The 19,917-nt window shown below is 64.7% G+C and carries 16 protein-coding genes; 11 read left to right on the top strand and 5 right to left on the bottom strand.

Annotated elements, in window-relative coordinates; genetic code table 11:
• Window positions 1-43 precede the first annotated feature (43 nt).
• Window positions 44-628, top strand: a complete 585-nt coding sequence (locus CURSPS6_RS02585) for a MerR family transcriptional regulator (RefSeq protein ID WP_035810415.1) — start codon at window positions 44-46, stop codon at window positions 626-628.
• Between the two features lie 121 nt (window positions 629-749).
• Here CURSPS6_RS02585 and CURSPS6_RS02590 read toward each other — a convergent pair whose 3' ends face one another.
• Window positions 750-1,547, bottom strand: a complete 798-nt coding sequence (locus CURSPS6_RS02590; RefSeq protein ID WP_030013918.1) for a ParA family protein — start codon at window positions 1,545-1,547, stop codon at window positions 750-752.
• 256 nt (window positions 1,548-1,803) lie between these two features.
• On the opposite strand from CURSPS6_RS02590, the gene CURSPS6_RS02595 reads away from it, so the two are divergent.
• Both CURSPS6_RS02595 and CURSPS6_RS02600 read left to right on the top strand, forming a co-directional pair.
• On the top strand, window positions 1,804-5,250 hold the full coding sequence (locus CURSPS6_RS02595) for a pyruvate carboxylase (RefSeq protein ID WP_030013920.1): 3,447 nt from the start codon (window positions 1,804-1,806) through the stop codon (window positions 5,248-5,250).
• Window positions 5,251-5,400: 150 nt separating this feature from the next.
• Window positions 5,401-6,831: a mycothione reductase gene (locus tag CURSPS6_RS02600; RefSeq protein ID WP_030013922.1), complete on the top strand. Its 1,431-nt coding sequence runs from the start codon at window positions 5,401-5,403 to the stop codon at window positions 6,829-6,831.
• A gap of 75 nt (window positions 6,832-6,906) precedes the next feature.
• Here the strand turns inward: CURSPS6_RS02600 and CURSPS6_RS02605 are convergent, their stop codons facing one another.
• Window positions 6,907-8,745 (bottom strand): AMP-dependent synthetase/ligase, encoded by a 1,839-nt coding sequence (locus CURSPS6_RS02605; RefSeq protein WP_030013923.1) that lies wholly within the window; start codon window positions 8,743-8,745, stop codon window positions 6,907-6,909.
• Window positions 8,742-9,590 (bottom strand): alpha/beta hydrolase, encoded by an 849-nt coding sequence (locus CURSPS6_RS02610; protein ID WP_051687557.1) that lies wholly within the window; start codon window positions 9,588-9,590, stop codon window positions 8,742-8,744. Before CURSPS6_RS02610 ends, CURSPS6_RS02605 begins: the two co-directional genes overlap by 4 nt.
• Window positions 9,591-9,697: 107 nt before the next feature.
• On the opposite strand from CURSPS6_RS02610, the gene CURSPS6_RS02615 reads away from it, so the two are divergent.
• Both CURSPS6_RS02615 and CURSPS6_RS02620 read left to right on the top strand, forming a co-directional pair.
• Window positions 9,698-10,711 carry a lysophospholipid acyltransferase family protein gene (locus CURSPS6_RS02615; protein ID WP_321164015.1) on the top strand — a complete coding sequence of 338 codons (1,014 nt, stop codon included), beginning with the start codon at window positions 9,698-9,700 and terminating at the stop codon, window positions 10,709-10,711.
• Window positions 10,712-10,803: 92 nt separating this feature from the next.
• Entirely contained in the window at window positions 10,804-12,195 is a 1,392-nt protein-coding gene (locus CURSPS6_RS02620; RefSeq protein WP_030013928.1) for a class II 3-deoxy-7-phosphoheptulonate synthase, read from the top strand.
• Between the two features lie 102 nt (window positions 12,196-12,297).
• Here the strand turns inward: CURSPS6_RS02620 and CURSPS6_RS02625 are convergent, their stop codons facing one another.
• Window positions 12,298-13,689, bottom strand: a complete 1,392-nt coding sequence (locus CURSPS6_RS02625; RefSeq protein WP_082469988.1) for a protein kinase domain-containing protein — start codon at window positions 13,687-13,689, stop codon at window positions 12,298-12,300.
• A gap of 66 nt (window positions 13,690-13,755) precedes the next feature.
• Here CURSPS6_RS02625 and CURSPS6_RS02630 point away from each other — a divergent pair, with 66 nt between their 5' ends.
• Window positions 13,756-14,124: an Rv2175c family DNA-binding protein gene (locus tag CURSPS6_RS02630; protein WP_030013930.1), complete on the top strand. Its 369-nt coding sequence runs from the start codon at window positions 13,756-13,758 to the stop codon at window positions 14,122-14,124.
• A 44-nt stretch (window positions 14,125-14,168) separates the two neighbouring features.
• Here CURSPS6_RS02630 and CURSPS6_RS02635 read toward each other — a convergent pair whose 3' ends face one another.
• Complete coding sequence (locus CURSPS6_RS02635; protein ID WP_235503661.1) at window positions 14,169-15,278, bottom strand: polyprenyl synthetase family protein; 1,110 nt, start codon at window positions 15,276-15,278, stop codon at window positions 14,169-14,171.
• Between the two features lie 101 nt (window positions 15,279-15,379).
• Here CURSPS6_RS02635 and dinB point away from each other — a divergent pair, with 101 nt between their 5' ends.
• The 5 genes from dinB (at window position 15,380) to CURSPS6_RS02660 (ending at window position 19,796) form a co-directional block, all read left to right on the top strand.
• A complete protein-coding gene (gene dinB, locus CURSPS6_RS02640) occupies window positions 15,380-16,681 on the top strand; it encodes a DNA polymerase IV (RefSeq protein WP_082469990.1) in 1,302 nt (433 codons plus the stop codon).
• 94 nt (window positions 16,682-16,775) lie between these two features.
• Window positions 16,776-17,174 (top strand): DUF3040 domain-containing protein, encoded by a 399-nt coding sequence (locus CURSPS6_RS02645; protein ID WP_030013934.1) that lies wholly within the window; start codon window positions 16,776-16,778, stop codon window positions 17,172-17,174.
• A 329-nt stretch (window positions 17,175-17,503) separates the two neighbouring features.
• Window positions 17,504-17,935, top strand: coding sequence for a division/cell wall cluster transcriptional repressor MraZ (gene mraZ / locus CURSPS6_RS02650; RefSeq protein ID WP_030013935.1), 432 nt, complete (start codon window positions 17,504-17,506; stop codon window positions 17,933-17,935).
• Between the two features lie 185 nt (window positions 17,936-18,120).
• Complete coding sequence (rsmH, locus tag CURSPS6_RS02655) at window positions 18,121-19,113, top strand: 16S rRNA (cytosine(1402)-N(4))-methyltransferase RsmH (RefSeq protein WP_030013936.1); 993 nt, start codon at window positions 18,121-18,123, stop codon at window positions 19,111-19,113.
• Entirely contained in the window at window positions 19,110-19,796 is a 687-nt protein-coding gene (locus tag CURSPS6_RS02660) for a hypothetical protein (protein ID WP_051687559.1), read from the top strand. The genes rsmH and CURSPS6_RS02660 overlap by 4 nt, the downstream gene beginning before the upstream one ends.
• Window positions 19,797-19,917: the final 121 nt, after the last annotated feature.

Consider the following 19,917-nt stretch of genomic DNA (forward strand, 5'->3'; position numbering starts at 1 on the left):
TTTGGCTGATTCCCCGGCCTTCGACGAGCAGCAACTTCCCGGCATGGAAGACATCGTCCCGTCCCCTCCGAAAGGTCGCCAGGGGATGCTCTTCGACGAGGACCTCGTGGCCCTGGACGAAAACATCGGCTATCGAGGGCCCGTGGCGTGTAAGGCGGCCGGAATAACGTACCGGCAACTGGACTATTGGGCGCGGACCAAGCTGGTGGAGCCGACCGTTCGCGGTGCCAAAGGTTCCGGCACGCAACGCCTGTATTCCTTCCGCGACGTCCTCGTTCTGAAGATCGTCAAGCGACTCCTGGACACCGGGGTCTCACTGCAGCAGATTCGATCCTCCGTGGAACATCTGCGCACCCGCGGCGTCGAGGATCTGGCAGAGATCACTTTGATGTCCGATGGCGCGAGCGTCTACGAATGCACGTCGCCGGACGAGGTCATCGACCTGGTGCAGGCCGGTCAGGGCGTCTTCGGTATCGCCGTGGGCCGCGTATGGCGCGAGCTCGAGAACAACCTCTCCACGATGCCGGGGGAGGACATGCGTGCGCCCCTGCAGCAAGAGGCCGGGGAAGACTTCCCGGGTGACGAATTGTCGGCCCGACGGGCCGCGCGTCGAAACGCCGCCGGCTAGAACGGCGCCATCGGGACCCTTCGGGGCCCGTGCCTCGTGAAGATACACAAAGGGCGATCCGTGCCAACGGATCGCCCTTTGTTGTGCCGTGGTTGGTAATCGGCGGCCCTCGCCCGTGGGGTTAGCCCTTGATCAGGCCCCCGAGGATGGTGTCGAAGGCTTGAGCCATGGAGGCCGCGGAGTCATCCTCGGACCAGGAATGCACCGGCGAGGCCGAGCCTTGGATCTGCTGCCAGACGGTCGTGTCATCGATCGTGGGGGAGACCATGAGCTTGCCGAACATGCCCTGCATCTCCTCGATCCGGTAGCGATGCTCTTCCGAATCGGGCTGAACCTTATTCACGACGACGCTCGCGGCCTGGACCTTGAACTCGTTTTCCGACTCGAAACGAGCGATGGCCCGCATGGTTCGTTCGGTGCCGGCCACGGAAAACAGGCTCGGTTCGGCGACCGCCAGGACCTTCTCCGAGGCGGCCCACGCGATCATCGTGAGGGTGTTCAGGGTAGGCGGGCAGTCGATGAGCACCAGGTCGTATCGATTCGTAGCGCCCAGGGCGGTTCGGAGCCGGCTCAGATTCTTCCGCGTGGGCGGCAGATGGTCGAATGCCACCGACCCTGAGGAGCCTACGATCACGTCGAGGCGCGGGCGCCGGCCGGAGGCACGTGAGGTGGTCCAGCCCGCCGGGACGCAGGCGGCCTCGATGGACCTTTTCTTGGGGGTGCGAAGCACCGTCGCGGCGTCGGCGCCCGCGGAGGTGTGAGTCGAGACGGCAAGCCCCGTGCTCGCGTCCCCGTGCGGATCGAGATCCACGACCAGGGTGCTCAGCCCACGCGCGGCCGCGGCCGAAGCCAATCCCAGGGTGACGGAGGTCTTGCCGACCCCGCCCTTGAGGGAGCTGATACTGACAACCTGCGTCACACATACCTCGCGATGGCTTTGAGTTGGAAATGCGAATCCATCATATCCGCCGGCGGGCGTGATCTGTGCGGCCCGAACACCGGGTGTCGATTTTCGTGCAATGTGCGTCACAGACTTCGCCGGAAGCCATCGGTCACTTAGGTTGGGATGAACACCAGTGTCCGTAAGATACGACATACGACGAGCACCTATGCTCCGATCGTCGAGAATAGTCCGGGTCAGTGCCCCTAAGCGCCCCGGGCGGAAACGGTTATCAATGTTCTCTAAGATCCTGGTCGCCAACCGCGGCGAGATTGCGATCCGTGCGTACCGAGCCGCATATGAGCTTGGCGCCAAGACCGTGGGGGTCTTCCCCTTCGAAGACCGCCATTCGATCCATCGTCAGCAGGCGGACGAGGCCTACCCGATCGGTGACGAGGGGCATCCCGTCCGGGCGTACCTGGACGTTGACGAAATCATCCGGGTGGCCCAAGAATCCGGCGTGGACGCGATTTACCCCGGTTACGGCTTCCTGTCGGAGAACCCGGACCTGCCCGAGGCCGCGGCGAAGGCCGGCATCACCTTCATCGGTCCGCCGGCCGGGGTTTTGGACCTCGCCGGCAACAAGGTCGAGGCGTTGCGGGCGGCCCGTCGCGCGGGAATCCCGGTGCTGAACTCCACCGACCCGTCGTCGAACAAAGAAAAACTTCTGGCCGAGGCCGAGGACATCGGCTTCCCGATCTTCGTCAAGGCCGTCGCCGGTGGCGGTGGCCGCGGGATGCGACGCGTCGATACCCGCGAGGAGCTTCCCGATAAGCTCTCGGCCGCGATGCGCGAAGCGGAGACCGCATTTGGCGACCCCACGGTCTTCCTCGAGCAGGCCGTTCTCCGTCCTCGTCACATCGAAGTCCAGATCCTGGCCGACGCCGAAGGCAACGTGGTCCACCTCTTCGAGCGCGACTGCTCCCTGCAGCGTCGTCACCAGAAGGTGGTCGAGATCGCCCCCGCGCCCCACCTCGACGAGGAGATTCGGCAGGCGCTCTACCGCGATGCCGTGAAGTTCGCCAAGGAACTCGGGTACGTCAACGCCGGCACGGTCGAATTCCTCGTGGATACGGCCGGCGAACGCGCCGGTGAACACGTCTTCATCGAAATGAACCCGCGCATCCAGGTAGAGCACACGGTGACCGAGGAAATCACGGACATCGATCTGGTGCAGGCACAAATGCGCATCGCCGCGGGCGAGACGCTCTCGGACCTGGGAATCAGCCAGGACACGTTGCGCGTGCGGGGTGCGGCCCTGCAGTGCCGCATCACCACGGAGGACCCGACCAACGGGTTCCGCCCGGACGTCGGCAAGATCAGCGCCTATCGCTCGGCCGGTGGCGCGGGCGTCCGCCTCGACGGCGGCACCGTGTACGCGGGCGCCGAAATCTCTCCGCACTTCGACTCGATGCTGTGCAAGGTGACCTGCCGCGGTAAGGACTTCAACACCGCGGTTCAACGGGCCCAGCGCGCGCTGGCGGAGTTCCGCATCCGCGGCGTCTCGACCAATATCCCCTTTATCCTGGCGGTCCTCGAGGACCCGGTCTTCCAGGCCGGCGACGTCTCGACGCCGTTCATCGACGAGCACCCGGAGTTGCTGACCAAAAAGCATTCCTCCGACCGCGGCACCAAGGCGCTGACCTACTTGGCCAACGTGACGGTGAACCAGCCCAACGGTCCTCGGATCGAGGGAATCGACCCCCGCACCAAGCTGCCGAGGTTCCCCGGCGACAAGATCGACGAGCCGTTCCGCAGCCCCTTCGACGACCCGGGGCAGGTCCCCCCGGCCGGGTGGCGTCAGAAGCTCCTGGATCTGGGGCCCGAAGGCTTCGCCAGGGCCCTGAGGGACTACAAGCCTTTGGCCGTGACCGACACGACCTTCCGCGACGCCCACCAGTCCTTGCTGGCGACCCGCGTGCGGACGCGTGACCTGTTGGCCGCCGCCCCTGCGGTCGCTCACGTGACGCCGGAGTTGTTCTCGGTCGAGGCGTGGGGCGGCGCGACCTACGACGTCGCCCTGCGCTTCCTGGGTGAGGACCCGTGGGAGCGCCTGCGTTTGCTCCGCGCCACGATGCCGAATATCCCGATCCAGATGCTGTTGCGCGGCCGGAACACCGTGGGATACACCCCGTACCCGACCGAGGTCACCGATGCGTTCGTTCAGGAAGCCGCGGAGACCGGTGTCGATATTTTCCGCATCTTCGACGCGCTGAACGACGTCTCCCAGATGGAGCCGGCGATTCGCGCGGTCCGGGATACCGGAACCGCGGTGGCGGAGGTCGCCATGTGTTACACCGGCAATCTTCTGGACCCCGAAGAGAAGACCTACACGCTCGACTATTACCTGGGACTGGCCCAGCAGATCGTCGACGCGGGGGCACACATCCTCGCGATCAAGGACATGGCGGGGCTGCTCCGGCCCGAGGCGGCGCGGCGCCTGGTCACGGCCCTTCGGGAGAAGTTCGCCGACATCCCCGTGCACCTGCACACGCACGACACGGCCGGCGGCCAGTTGGCCACGTTGTTGGCGGCATCCGACGCCGGAGTCGACGCGGTGGATGTTGCTGTGGCTTCGATGGCGGGCACGACGAGCCAGCCTTCCGAGTCCGCGCTCGTGGCAGCTCTGGCCAACACGGATCGGGATACGGGGCTGTCCCTGGACGCTGTCTCGTCGCTCGAGCCGTACTGGGAATCATTGCGCTCGATTTACGCACCGTTCGAAACGGGCCTGTCTTCTCCGACGGGGCGCGTCTATCAGCACGAAATCCCCGGTGGACAGTTGACCAACCTGCGCCAGCAGGCGATCGCGCTCGGCCTCGAGGAGCACTTCGAAGAGATCGAGAACATGTACACGGCCGCGAACCGGATGCTCGGCGACCTGGTCAAGGTGACGCCATCGTCGAAGGTCGTCGGCGACCTCGCGCTTCAGCTGGTCGGCATGAAGGTCGACCCGAAGGAATTCGAGGAGAACCCCCAGAAATTCGACATCCCCGAGTCGGTCATCAACTTCCTCAACGGCGAATTGGGAACGCCGCCTGCCGGTTGGCCGGAACCGTTCCGCTCGAAGGCCCTCGAAGGACGCAAGTCCAAGCCGAAGGTCACCGAGCTGTCGGCCGAGGATCAGGAAAAGCTCCGCGGCGATTCCCAGACCCGCCGGGCAACCCTTAACCGCTTGCTCTTTCCCGGCCCGACCAAGGATTTTGAGGCAACGGTGGACGAGTTCGGCGACGTCTCGGTCCTGCACACCCGTGATTACCTCTACGGAATGCTCGAAGGCCGCGAACACGTCATCTCGCTGGGCAAGGGCGTCCGTCTCCTCGCGACGATGCAAGCCGTCTCGGAACCGAACGAGAAAGGCTACCGGACCGTGATGTGCACGCTGAACGGTCAGCAGCGGGCGATTGACGTTCGCGACGATTCCGTGGAGTCGTCGGTGCAGGCCGCCGAGAAGGCCGACCCGTCGAAGCCGGGTCACGTGGCGGCACCGTTCGCGGGCGCCGTGACGGTGACCGTCGCCGAGGGGGACCAGGTCACGGAAGGCGATCAGGTCGCGACCATCGAGGCGATGAAGATGGAAGCCTCGATCACCGCGACCGCTTCGGGCCGGGTCGGCCGCGTCCTGTTCACGGACGTCCGTCAGGTGGCCGGCGGGGATCTGGTTATCACGATCGAGCCATAACGCCGACGGTGCGTCGGATACCACAGGGGCGGGCCACCGGCATCGGGAATGAAGCCGTGGCCCGCCACGTTTATACCCTGCCGGTGCAACACGAGGCCGAACCTCGTGTGAGGGCCGCGCTCGTTGTTATTTCTGAGGTGAGGAATCAGCATGGTACATGATGAGGAACAGAACATTCGGGAGTACGACCTGATCGTCGTGGGCTCCGGATCGGGAAACAGCCTGGTCAACCACCAGTGGCGGAATAAGAAGGCCGCGATCATCGACGGTGGTGTCTTTGGCGGCACCTGCCTGAATAAGGGATGCATCCCGACCAAGATGTTTGCCTACCCAGCGACGACGGCCCGCCATGGCCTGGACCTCGACAAGCTAGGGGTCAGCATGGAACGCAAGAGCGCTCGGTGGCGGGAGATCCGCGACCGGATTTTCAACCGCATCGACGGTTACTCCAAGAGCGGTCGAGAATTCCGGGAAGGTCTGGACACGGTCGACCTCTACACGGAATACGCCACGTTCCGGGACCCGCACACGCTGGTCACGGCATCGGGCGAGGTGCTTCGGGGGCGTGAGGTCGTCATCGCGGCGGGATCGCGCTCGGTGCGCCCCGATATCCCCGGCATCGACCTCCCGGGTGTGCACACCTCCGATACCGTGATGCGTCTGGACGACCTTCCCGAGCGTGTGGTGATCCTCGGCGGAGGGTTTATCGCCGCGGAGTTTGCGGGCATTTTCTCCGGGCTGGGCGCTCAGGTGACCCAGGTCAACCGGTCGGAACGACTGCTCAAGGACCACGATCCCGCGGTATCGGAGCGCTTCGCCCAGGTCGCGGCCCGGCAATGGGACCTCCGCATGAATACCACGATCGACGCGATCGCGGAGTCCGACGGCGGGCTGGCGGTGACGCTGCGCGGCGAGGAAGGGCTCACGACCGAGACGGCCGACATCGTCCTGGTGGCCACGGGCCGGGTCTCGAACGTTGACAGCCTCGAGGCCGAGGCCGCAGGCCTGGACGTGAAGAACGGCGTCCTGTCGGTCGACGAATACCAGCGCGTGCTCTCCGGAGGTGAACCCGTGCCGGGGCTTTGGGCCCTGGGGGACGTCAGCTCGGAGATTCAGCTGAAGCACCTCGCCAACGCGCAGGAACGGACCGTCCAGCACAATATCCATCTCCCCGAGGACCTGCGTCGGACGGATCAGCGGTACGTGCCTCACGCGGTCTTCACGAACCCACAGATCGCGGCCGTGGGGTTGACCGAGCCGCAGGCGCGCGAGAAGGCCGAGTCCGAGGGCTTCGAGATCAGCGTGAAGGTCCAGGACTTCGGGGACGTGGCCTACGGCTGGGCCATGGAAGACGAGGACGGCTTCGTCAAGCTCATCGCCCGGAAAGATACGGGGGAGCTGCTCGGTGCCCACCTCATCGGCACTGAGTCCTCGATGCTGATCCAACCGCTGATCCAGGCGATGAGCTTCGGCCTGACCGCTCACGAGATGGCCCGCGGACAGTTCTGGATCCATCCGGCCCTGACCGAGGTCGTGGAGAACGCGCTGCTGGGACTCAAGGTGCCCGGAAACCGCGCCTAAACCCTCGATCTAACGGTTCACGACCCGAAGGGCCGGCGGAGCATCCGCCGGCACTTCGCGGCCTCACGCGTTGCGTCAGGAATTCGGGTTCTTCTGCGAGTAGATGCTCTCGACGACGTCGGCGTAGTCCTTCATGACCTGAGGGCGACGAATTTTCAACGACGGCGTCAGGTGCCCGGACTGCTCGGTGAAGTCCTGGGGGATGATCCGGAAGGCGCGAACCGACTCGGCCTTGGAGACCCTCTCATTGGCCTGGTCGATCAGTTCCTGCACGGCGCGCTGGACCGTCTCCGACTCGGCGGCCTCCTGAGGACTCATGGAAGGGTCCAGACCAAGGTTCTCGAGTTCCTTGGGCAAGGTTTCTTCGTCGAGCGTGATCAGGGCGGCGATAAAGGGTCGTTGATCGCCCACGACCACGCACTGCGAGACAAGGGGAGACTTCCGGATCTCGTCCTCGACCAGACCCGGAATGACGTTCTTTCCGCCCGCGGTCACCAGAATCTCCTTCTTCCGGCCGGTGATCTTGAGCATTCCGCGATCGGTGAGCTCTCCAAGGTCCCCGGTGCGGAACCAGCCGTCCTCGGTGAACGACTCGCTGTCTGCGGTGGGATTCTCGTGGTACTTCTGGATCACGCCGACCCCTCGGCACAGGATCTCGCCATCGTCGGCGATCATGATCTCGATGCCCGGCAGGGGAGGCCCGACCGTTCCGATCTGGAAATCCTTGACGGTGCCCACCGTGGCCGGCGCCGTCGTTTCGGTCAGCCCGTAGCCTTCCAAAATCCGGATGCCGGCCGCGTGGAAGAAATGGCCCAGGTGCGTGCCGAGGGGCCCGCCTCCCGAGACGGCGTATTCGACGCGTCCGCCCATCGCCTCGCGCAGTTGCCGGAAGACCAATCGGTTGACGAGGGCATACTGTGCCTTCAAGACCGGGGATGGGGTCCGTGCCGACATCACGGTCTTCGACCAGCGCACGCCGATCCGTTCCGCGGCGTCGAAAATTTTCCCTTTAAGGCGCCCGCCGTCGTGCGCCTTCGCCCGTGCCCCGTTGTAGATCTTCTCGAAGACGCGCGGTACCACGAGCAGAAAGGTCGGGCTGAAGGACTTGATGTCCGTCGTCAGATTCTTCAGATCGGGGCAGTGCCCCACGACGACCCCCGCGTCGACCGAGAGGATGTGGATGTAGCGGGCGAACACGTGAGCGAGGGGGAGGAAGAGCAGGGTCGAATTCTGTTGGCTTGCGACCTCCGGAATGGCCTGCCGGGCCGAGGCCGAGAGCTTGACGAAGTTTCCGTGGCTCAACAGGCAGCCCTTGGGTCGACCGGTGGTTCCGGAGGTGTAGATGATCGTCGCCCCATCGGCCAGGCCGCGTGAGGTACGGGCCTTCTCGAGCCGGTCGTCATCGATCGAGGCTCCGAGTTTCTTCAACGACGCCAGCGAGCTTTTGGCCGAGTCCTCGGCGTCGATCTGCCACACATTCTCCACGGCGAGGTCGCCGTGGCTGGTGGCCCGGCGTACCGCCGAGGCGTGCTGCCGCGTCTCCACGACCACGGCCTTCGCCCCGGAGTCACCGAGATTCCACGCGACCTGGGAGGGCGAGGACGTCTCGTAGACCGGCACGGACACACCGCCCGCGTAGAAGACGCCGAAGTCGATGACCGCCCACTCGTACCGGGTGCGAGACATGATGCCGACGCGATCGCCGGGCTCGATCCCCGCGGCGATGAGACCCTTGGCAACCTCGACGACGTCGTCGCGGAACTGCCGGACCGTGACCTCCTCCCACTGGCCCGGAGACCGCTGCACCTTGTACAGGACGTTCTCGGCCTTGTGGGGAAACTTGGACTCCAGAACGTCGGTGATATTGGACTTCTCGTCGACGTGCTCGTGAAGTTCGACCGTGGTTCTTTTCATGAGTTCCTTCCTGCTGCGTGCTCTGGGCACTCGGGTGCTTTCTCGGGGGCGTCCTCGATGCGAAAACCGTGGGATGCGAGGAATTCTAGGGAGCCCGACATGATGGTCTGTGCGTCGTGGTCCAGGGTAGCCACGTGGTAGCTGGACGGGAGCGGGACGAGCTCCGGCTCCGGACGGAGATGGGCCATGAGGTATTCGTGGCTCGCGTCCGTGACCACGTGGTCGGTCAACGAGCGATAGATCCTGACGGGCGCGGTCACCGCGGGGAGCACCTTGCGGGCCTGTTTCATCAGGAGATGAAGCTGGGCTGCGCCTTTCAGCGGCGCTTCGGGATAGGCGCCCTCGCTGACACCGGGGCGGGCGATGTCGTCGCCGACCCCCTTGACGGCGGGCAACAGCGGCGCGAGCCACCGTGCGATCGGCATGAGGCCCATAGGGTCAACGACCCCCGGGTTCACCAGGAGAATTGCGTCGACGCGGCGTCGGGCCGCCAGGAGCAGGGCCAAGGCCCCACCCATGGATAGGCCCGCGACGGCGACCCGTTCCGAGGTTTTCCGAAGCCTCCAGTAGGCCTGGTCCACGGCCTCCGCCCATTCCTGCCAGGTCCTGGTGGACATGTCCGCAACGGTGGTTCCGTGACCTGGCAGAAGTGGCATCTCCACCGCCAGACCGGCCCGCGCAAAGGTTTCGGCCCAGGGTCGAACGCTGTGCGGCGACCCCGTAAACCCGTGCAGAACGAGAACGCCGTCCGGCCCTCCCGCCCACCGACCGGGCGAGGCGTCGGCCGACGGATCGCCCGGCGTCGCAGCGCGGCGCCGTGCCCAATGATCTGTGATGTAGCCCATAATGTCATTCTGTCATGACTCGCCGAGTGCCTCAGACATGCTCCCACGTGGGAATCCATGATGTGACCCGATAGACTTTCGAGTATCGTGCGGAGGCGTCGCCCTCCGTGGTCACCGGTCTGAAGGGAAAACCGATCGTGCTCTACATGTTCCTCAAGCGATTCGTCGTGGGTCCGGTCATGAACCGTGCCTTCGAGCCGGAGGTCGAAGGGCTTGAGAACATTCCCCGGCAGGGTGGTGCGATCCTGGCCTCCAACCATTTGTCGTTCTCCGATTCCGTTTTTCTTCCGGTCGCGGTGGACCGGCAGGTCTACTTCCTCGCGAAGTCCGAATACTTCACCGGCCAGGGCGTGGTCGGACGCGTCACCGCGGCGTTCTTCAAGGGCATCAACCAGATCCCCATGGACCGGTCCGGTGGCAAAAAGTCGGCAAAATCCCTCTCGCAGGCCGCGCAGACCCTCGCGGACGGCAAGCTGCTCGGCATCTATCCGGAGGGCACGCGTTCGCCGGATGGCCGCCTGTTCAAGGCCAAGGTCGGGGTGGCCCGCCTGGCATTGGAGGCCAAGGTGCCGGTCATCCCGGTCGCGATGATCAACACCGAAAAGGTCCAGCCGAAGGGGCACAAGATTCCGCGGCGCCGGACCGAAGACGGCCGACGCATCGACACGGTCCGCACCGTCATCGGAGAGCCCCTGGATTTCTCGCAGTATGAGGGTCGAGAGGCCGAGCACGCCGTGCAGCGGGCCGTCGCCGACGAGATCGTCCGCGCGATTCAGCGGCTTTCGGGCCAGGAATACGTGGATGTCTACGCGGCCACGGTCAAGGCCGCCATGGAGAAACAGCGGGTCGAAGACGCCAAGACGGCCGTCGCCGAGGTTCTCGAGAAGGCCAAGCAGCGCACCCAGGCCTCGGTCGACTCGGCGAAGGCCGGCGTCGAAAGCGCCCGGGAGCGGATCCAGCCTGGCCTCGATCGGGTCGAAGAGAAGTTCCACGAGGCGCGGGCACGCGTGGATGAGTCGGTCAAGAACGCCCAGCAACGACGCGGTGTCGAGGAAAATGCCGAAGAAACCGGGGCCGGGGACGACGAGACGCGTTCGCGGTCGGGCGCCGGCTCGGAGTAAGTCCGGGCGGCCGCGCACCCCCGCCGTCTCGCATCGCGACACAAATCGCCGCGATCTAAGCCTTGGCGGCGCGCTTCCGTAGACTGGAGCGCATGGCAGATCAGACGAATCCCCACCAGGCAAACTTCCAGACCACGACCTCCCCGTCGGCGAAGGACTATCCCGGCCTGGACGAGTGGCGGAGTCTGGCGGCCGATCAGCAACCGACCTGGGCCGAGCACGCCGAATTCGGTCGCGTCATCTCCGAGTTGGAGGCCGTGCCGCCGCTGGTCTTCGCGGGCGAGGTTGATCAGATGCGTCAGCGCCTGGCCGCGGTGGCCGAAGGCAAGGCTTTCTTCCTCACGGGCGGCGATTGCGCCGAAACCTTTGCCGACGCGACGGCCGATAAAATCAGCGGTCGGGTACGGACCTTGCTCCAGATGGCCGTCGTGCTGACTTACGGCGCGTCGATGCCGGTCGTCAAGATGGGCCGCATGGCCGGTCAGTTCTCCAAGCCCCGCTCCTCCAACATGGAGACCCGGGGAGAGACCACCCTGCCGACCTTCCGCGGAGAGATGGTCAACGGCTTCGACTTCACCGAGAGCGCACGCGAGCACGACCCCGAGCGGATGCTCCGCGGCTACCACACCTCCGCTTCGACCCTGAACCTGATCAGGGCGTTCACGACCGGTGGCTTCGCCGACCTGCGGCTGGTCCACGAGTGGAACAAGGGGTTTGTGTCCAATCCGGCCAACGCCCGGTACGAGTCGCTGGCCCGCGAGATCGACCGCGCCATCCGCTTCATGGATGCCTGCGGCTCGGACTTCGACGCGATCCGCGGGACGGAGTTCTACGCCGGCCACGAGGCGCTCCTGCTCGATTACGAGCGGGCCCTCACACGGATCGATTCCAGGACCCACCTGCCGTACGACACGAGCGGGCATTTCTTGTGGGTCGGGGAGCGCACTCGCGGCCTCGAGGACGCCCACGTGAATTTCTTGTCGAAGGTTCACAACCCCATCGGCGTCAAGCTGGGGCCGACGACCAGCGTGGAGGACACCCTTCGGCTGATCGACAAGCTGGACCCGGAGCGCACCCCGGGGCGTCTGACGTTCATCACGCGAATGGGCGCCTCGAAGATCCGCGAGAACCTCCCCCCGCTGGTCGAGGCCGTGCGGGACTCGGGTGCCAAGGTCGTCTGGGTCACCGACCCGATGCACGGCAACACGATTTCGGTGCCCTCGGGGTACAAGACCCGCCGCTTCAACGACGTGGTCGACGAAGTCCGCGGCTTCTTCGAGGTTCACGAGGACCTCGGCACGATTCCCGGCGGAATCCATGTGGAAATGACGGGCGACGACGTCGCGGAGTGTCTCGGCGGCTCCGACGCCGTGGATGAATCCGCTTTTGCCGATCGCTACGAGACCCTGTGCGATCCGCGGCTCAACCACATGCAGTCCCTCGAGGTCGCGTTCCTCGTCGCGGAGTACCTCTCGAAGCGCTGAAACCGCCAGACGCGGCGGAGGGGGCCCGGTGTCGTTGTCTTCCGACGGCGTCGCCGGGCCCCGATGCTTTTGTCCGGCCGCTTGGCCGCTCGACTCGGTCGGTTATGTGCCGCGGATCAAGCCGACCGAGGTCAGCCCCGAGGAGAGGACCGACGAGTCCCGCGAGACGATGCTGACTCCCACGAGCCATCCCAGGTACGCGGTCATGCACGCGGCCAGGACGAAGACCAGGATCCAGACCCACACCCGGTACGGTTCGGCGGACCCGAGGACATGCAACGGCGTCGCGGGATCGGTCGCCGGGTCCTGCGCGACGCCCTTGCGATGCGCACCGGCGGTCTTCGGCACGTCCCCGGCCGGCATCACGCGCGTTGCCGGCTCCAGCGGACGCTGTGCCTCGACGGTGTCGGGAGCCGATTCCTCGGGGTAGATCTGCGCGTCCGTTTCCGGCATCGGATCCTGGGCGTACCGGGCCGTTGACGGGCCGGCGTCCTCGGCCACGGGAGAGACTCCCACGTCCTCGGACGGTTCGCGGAGGCTCTGAAGCTGCACCGGACGGGTGTGGCTGGCCGTTTCGAGGCCGCTGAAAAGGTCCGAGGCGTCCTCGCGATACCCCGGAGGGCGGCGATCCAGCGCCGCATCCGAGAGCCGACGTGAAATGTGTTCGAGTTCTCCGTGCAGGTCCGCGGCATCCTGGGGGCGGTTTTCGGGCTCCTTGGCGCAGCACCAGGAGATGACCTCCGCGATCTCGGGATCGATCTCGGGGAAGCGCCGACGAATGTCGGGCATGTCGTCGTCCACGTGGGCCATCGATACCGCGTACGGCGAATCGCCCCGAAAAGGAGGGACACCCGTGAGCATCTCGTAGAGGATGATGCCCACGGAGTAGTTATCCGCGGGCTTTCCTGCGGGGCGCCGCCGAACGAGTTCGGGGGCGATGTAATTTGCGGAGCCGACCAGGCTGAGCGTCGCGGACTCGGCCTGTACCCGGCGGGTCAGCCCGAAGTCGGTGACCTTGACCGACCCATTGGGAGAGGTCAGCACATTTTCCGGTTTGACGTCCCGGTGGACCAAACCGATGTGGTGGGCCGCGGCGAGCCCCTCGGTGAGGGGAACCGCGACGCGGAGGGCCTCCCGGACCGTCATGGGCGAGCGGCGTTTGATGAGATCCCGAAGAGTCGCTCCGTCCACGAGCTCCATGACGAGGTACACCACGGGATCGGGGCCGCTGGTATCCATGCCTTGGTCCCAGACCGTCACCACGTGGGCATCCGTGATGGACGCGGCGGCCCGGGCTTCATGCACGAAGCGCTCCATGGCCTCGGGCGTGGAGCCGACCGATTCCTTGAGGACCTTGACGGCCACCGGGCGGTCCAAACGGGTGTCTCGTCCCCGGTAGACGACGCCCATCCCTCCTCGGGCGATCATGTCGCCGAGAAGATAGCGCCCTTCGAGCCTTCGGCCGGTGAGCGGTCCCGGTGCAGTCCTCTTCATTGAATCGATTCTAGGGGATCGGCAGTTCTGGCGAGCCAGGTGGTTCCCGTGGTTTAGCCTGGAGACGTGAGTTCTAACGAAAATACCCGCGAATTATTCGATCTCGTCGGCGAGTGGATCACCATTCCCGATATCGCCGAGACGCTGGACATCAAAGTCACCCGCGTCCATACCCTCATTTCGGAGAGGCAACTGCTCGCCATCCGCGACGAGGGCGGCGTGCGACGCGTTCCCGCTCTGTTCATGCGGGACGGAGGTGTCCTGGATTCTTTGAAGGGGACCCTCACGGTCCTCGAGGACTCGGGGTTCGACGACGAATCCGCGATCCGGTGGCTCTACACCGAGGACGAGTCCCTTCCGGGGCGCCCCATTGACGCCCTTCACGAGGGCCGCAAGACCGAAATCCGACGTCGGGCCCAGGCCCTGGCCTGGTAGGGCACGTCCGCGCGGGAGGGGCCGCCGGCGCGGACTCCCGCCGGTCAGGCGGAGCGGTGCAGGGCCTTGGACGCGATGACGTTGAGGGCCTCGGTGACCAGGGGCGTCGCCTCCATGCGCCGAAGAGCGGCGCTCACCTGACGCTCCGTCGTGGCGATGATGCCTTCCGCCTCGTCCAGCGCCCCGCTGTTCCTGATGATGGTGCGCAACCTGGCGACGGTCTCATTGTTCATGCCCGGGTCTCCCAGATGCGACTCCAGGAACGCGACGTCCTCCGGGGGAGCGCTACGCTCCGTCAGGGCGATGAGAATGGTACGTTTCCCTTCCCGGAGGTCGTCTCCGGCCGGCTTGCCCGTCACCTCGGGCTCGCCGAATACGCCGAGAACGTCGTCTCGTAGCTGGAAAGCCTCGCCGAGCGGCAGGCCGAATTCTCGCAATCTTTGCAAGAGTTCGCGGTCGGCTCCCGCGAGCGCGGCACCGAGGGTCAGCGGGTGTTCGCACGAGTACTTGGCCGACTTGAACCGAATCACGGTGGAGGCCCGGTGAAGGGCCTCCTCCGGGTCCTCGACGCCGACGACCTCGGAGAGCCCGTCCAGGTACTGTCCGGCCATGACCTCGGTGCGCATGAGATCGAAGATGCGTCGTGCCCTGGCCGAGGCCTCGGGGGCGACCGCCACCGAGGCGAAAACCGCTTCGGAAAAGGACAGGCACATATCGCCGGCGATGATGCCGCCCATCGTGCCAAATTCGGCCGGGTCGTGGTCCCACTGTTCGTCACGGTGCATCGCTTCGAAGGCCTTGTGAAGCGCCGGTCGTCCGCGTCGCGTGTCAGAATGGTCGATGATGTCGTCGTGGATCAAGGCCGCCGATTGGAAGAGTTCGATGGCCGCCCCGGCCTTGACGATTTCGGCCGAGTCGGCGGCTCCACCCGCGGCCTGCCATCCCCACAACGCCAGAAGGGCCCGCATCCGCTTACCGCCGAGGCACAGGGACTCGATCGCATCGATGAGCGGCAACGCCTCGTAGGAGACCTCGAGGATCGCCAGGCGGTGGCGGTTGAGGAAGTCCTGGATGGTCTCTTCCACGGCCAGCACGTACTCCCGCTCCATGGCGGTTCGGCGAGACGAAGCCTCGTCCATGGCGGGTTTGTTCACGACGGCGATTCCTGACTTCCCGGTCGCGAGATGCGTCCTGGAATAGTGGTGTGCGGGGAGCGTTATTCATTTTACGGGGTTAACGGGGAATCGGAGGAGCCATGACTGCTGTTGCTCACGGATTTGAGCATCGCGTCATCATGCACGTGGATATGGATGCCTTTTTTGTGGGCGTCGAACTCCTGACGCGGCCCGAACTCGTGGGACGCCAAGTGGTCGTCGCGGGCTCGGGGACCCGCTCCGTCGTCCTGTCCGCATCGTACGAAGCTCGGGCCCTCGGGGTGCATTCGGCGATGCCAACGGCCAGGGCACGCCAACTGGCGCCGAAGGCCATCTATATCGAACCGACCCACGGGGCCTATCGCCACTATTCGGAGCGGGTCATGCGGATCTTGCGGGAGGTCACCGACCTGGTGGAGCAGGTCAGCGTCGACGAGGCGTTTCTGGACGTGACCGGTGCGATCCGCCGGATGGGAAGCCCCGCGACGATAGCGCGTCGGCTCCGCTCCGAGATCACGCAGGCCACGGGCTTGGTGGCCTCGGTCGGCATCGCCGGCAACAAGTTTCTGGCCAAGATGGCCTCGACCGGCTCTAAACCGGACGGCTTGTGGCTCGTTCCGGATCACAGGGTTCACGAATTCCTGGATCCATTACCGGTCCGGAAGCTGTGGGGAGTGGGGGAGAAGACGGCACACAACCTGCACGACGCCGGATTCGATACGGTCGGGGCCGTCCGGCAAGCGTCGATGGGATTTCTGCAGAGGCGGCTCGGGCGGGCATCGGGGGCGCACATTTACAACCTGGCCCGGGGCATCGACGATCGGCCCGTCGTGACCGAACGAACGGAAAAATCCATGGGCTCGGAGCACACCTTTAGCTACGACACCGACGACGTCCAAGAGATCAAGACGGTCCTGCTCCAGCTGAGCCACGACGTCGCCCGCCGTCTCAGGGCGAGCGGGCGGCGAGCCTACGGCATCGCGATCAAGGTTCGCGACGAGAGCTTCCGCACCGTCAGCCGGGCCCGGACCTTGGATCAGGGGGCCATGACGGGGCGAGAAGTCTACGACGCCGCGGTTCGGCTCTTCGACGATCTCGGCCCGTTGGCCTCCCGCGTCCGTCTGGTCGGGGTGCGGGCCGAGCGACTCGATGAGCACGACGCCGGTCGGCAGCTCTCGCTGTGGGATTCGGTCTCCGACGATCAATTGGTGACGGAAGGTGAATGGGACCACGCGGAATCTGCCATGGACCAGATCAGGGAACGGTTTGGGCCCACGGGGTTGCTACCGGCCCGGCTTTTGCACGGCAGTGTGGCGCCCCGATACGACAAGAATGGCCCTCGTCAAGAGGGGATCACGAAAGGATCCGACGGATCCACGGATGTTCCCCGGGAGCACCGGTGAAATTGCCGCCAGGAAGCACTATTCTTAATAGACGGATCACGGACGGTTTCCCTGGCCGCCGTAGCGTCCCCGCCCCTGGGAAGAGGAGATGACCATGCCACTGTCCGAACATGAGCAGAAGTTGTTGGACCAACTCGAGCAGCAGCTCAACGCCGAGGACCCCACTTTTGTGCATTCCATGGACTCCGAATCGAGCTCTTCCCCCCGGAATCGCAGTGGTCTCTCCGTGCGGCACTTGGTGCTCGGTATCGTCATCGCCGTTCTGGGGTTGGCCGGCGTCCTCGTGGGCGTGGCCTCCAAACTCATCATCGTGGGCGTCCTCGGGTTCGTGATCATGGGCCTCGGGGTGTACATCGCAACCCTCCGCAGCACCTCCCGGAAGGGCCGTAAGAAGTCTTCCGGATCGGGAGGCTCGCAGCATTCCCCGAGCTCGGGGTCATCTTTCATGCAGCGGCTCGAGAAGAAATGGGAGGAGCGGGACGGACGGGGCTAGTCCTCCACGAACCTCCCCACTTTCCTCCCCGTAGGCCCCTCATCGGCCACAAGGGTCGGCACCGAACATCGGTGCCGGCCCTTTTTCTATGCCCTGCGGGCCTTCTGGGCCGGAATCCGGCATTTCCCTCCACCACGTCAGATCCCTGCAATGGCGGGGTTTTTGGCTCGTGGCATGGAGCATTTTGGCAAGCAATGGGGGAAAACTGTTGCGTGTGGAGGGAAGTGGAGTAAAGTGGTGGACGCGGGAGCGGTAAGGGTGGTTCCTTACTCTCCTGCGGCATTCGACCTACGGAGTGCACGCAATGTAATCAGGGGAGGCGGTGGCGGATGTTCCTCGGAACGTACTCGCCTCGCCTCGATGACAAGGGGCGGCTCATCTTGCCAGCCAAGTTCCGGGACGAACTCTCGGAGGGCTTGGTGTTGACCAGGGGCCAGGAGCGCTGCCTATACGTCTTCAGCGAGACGGAATTTGGCCGGGTGCATGAACAGATGCGCCAGGCTCCGATTTCGTCGAAGCAAGCCCGCGACTACATTCGCGTGTTCCTCTCGGGTGCGTCGGATGAGGTGCCCGATAAGCAAGGGCGGGTCACCATTCCTTCGTCATTGAGGGAATACGCGGGACTCGAGAAAGAGCTTGCCGTGATCGGCGCCGGTACCCGGGCCGAGATTTGGGATGCGGAAGCCTGGAACGAGTACCTGCGTGAAAAGGAATCGGAATTTTCGGAAACCGATGAAGAGGTGATCCCGGGGCTGATGTGACCTCTGGTGCGTGATCTCCAGCCGACGATGCGGAATCGTCCTGGCTCAACTTCCCCTGAGCCAGGCCGTATGAGGGCCGACATCGTTTGGATGGGGATCAGGCGCCAGAGTTCTTGTCGTATGGGGCGCTTGAAACATGGGCAATGATTCGGGATGGACAGGCACGAGGAGAACGGAGGCCTTTGATGGACGCAAAGACCTCACCCGACGGACGCCCGGCGCGTGACCGCCATGTGCCCGTTCTGCTGGAGCGGTGCATTGGCTTGCTGGAGCCGGCTTTGGTCGGGGATCACCCCGTCGTCATCGACGCCACTTTGGGCATGGGCGGGCACACCGAATACCTGTTGGAGCGTTTTCCGTCCCTGACCGTGATCGGCATTGACCGGGACCCCCAGGCGCACGAACTGGCGGGGGAGCGACTCGCGCGCTTCGGCGACCGTTTTATTCCTGAGCGCGCCGTGTACGACGAAATCCCCCAGATCGTCCGGGCCCACGGCCTCGCCGGCGTGCAGGGCGTCCTGTTCGACCTCGGCGTCTCCTCCCTCCAGCTCGACGAACGAGAGCGCGGATTCGCCTATTCCTTCGACGCCCCGCTGGACATGCGCATGAATTCCGACGATGAGGTCACGGCCGAAGACATCGTTAACGAATATGACGTAGACCATCTTCGCAGGATCCTTCGCGACTGGGGCGAAGAAAAATTCGCCGGCCGCATTGCTCAAGCTTTAGTTGAGGTTCGTCAGGATCACCGGATTGTCAGGACCGGCGAGCTCGTGGAGATCCTGAAGCGGGTCATTCCCGCCGCGGCGCAACGCAATTCCGGGCATCCGGCCAAGAGAACCTTCCAGGCCCTCCGTATTGAAGTTAATCATGAACTTGAAGCGTTGGAGTCGGCGATTCCCGGCGCCCTGAATTCTCTTAGCCTCGGGGGCCGTGTCGTAGCCATGAGCTATCACTCACTTGAGGACAAAATTGTGAAGCGTGGGATGACGGCCCTCTCGGTTTCCAAGGCTCCCAAAGGTTTTCCAGTCGAGTTGGAAGAACATCGGCCCGAAGTCAAGATCTTGACACGCGGGGCCGAGACGCCAACCGACGAAGAAATTGACAGTAATCCACGCGCGGCATCGGCAAGATTGCGTGCCGCGGAAAGAATCCGCGAATCTAGGACGGCTTCATGAGTGCAGAACCGCAGTACACAGACTCGGAAACCGAGAACGGTGCACCCGCAGCCCTCCATCTGAGTGCCGTCAAAGAGCGGCGCAATCTTCGCGTGGTGGGGGATGTCGAGCTCGAGGAGCACGAGCTCGCCGTCGCGCCCGAGCCTCGTCGCCGCCGGCCCTTGGCGACGCAGGCGGTCGCGCGTCGCCGCCGTCGGCTCTCCCTCGTGATCGCGACCGTCCTGGGGGTTTTCGTCACGCTCGGCGTCGTGCTGCTTCTGAATATTTCGATGTCTTCGAATCAGTACAACCTCGTGGACCTCCGCAACCAGGAGCGGACCTTGACCGAGGACAACCAGAAAACGAGCCAGGAGATCGAGTATCACCAGGCGCCGCAGAATCTGGCGATTCGTGCCTCGCAGCTTGGCATGGTCTCCGCCAGCGATCAGGCTCAGTTGGATCTCAAGGCCTCGACGATCAACGGAACGCCGGCCGCGGCGCAGCCCGCGCCCTCCGATGACGCCGAAGCCAAGAAGAACGCCCAGGTGAATTTGGTCGACCCGCCCTTGGAGAGCGATACCGACGCCGCAAAGCAGGCGGAGGATCAGAAGAAGCAGGCGGACCAGAAAAAGAAGGACAACAAGGACCAGGCGAAGAACGACTCGTCGCCTCAGCCTTCCCAGAGTTCCCACGAGAACAACTAGGCGATCCGGCAGGGCGTTCGGGGTCGCGGGCCACGTCGCCGTTGTCGCACAGCTCGGTGTGGTGGTTTGCACTCCGGTACCGGCGGGAAGCTACCGGTGTGAGGCTCTAGACTAAGAAATT

Origin of the sequence: Curtobacterium sp. S6 (assembly GCF_000710345.2) — a bacterium.
In the GTDB taxonomy this organism is placed as follows: domain Bacteria; phylum Actinomycetota; class Actinomycetes; order Actinomycetales; family Micrococcaceae; genus Rothia.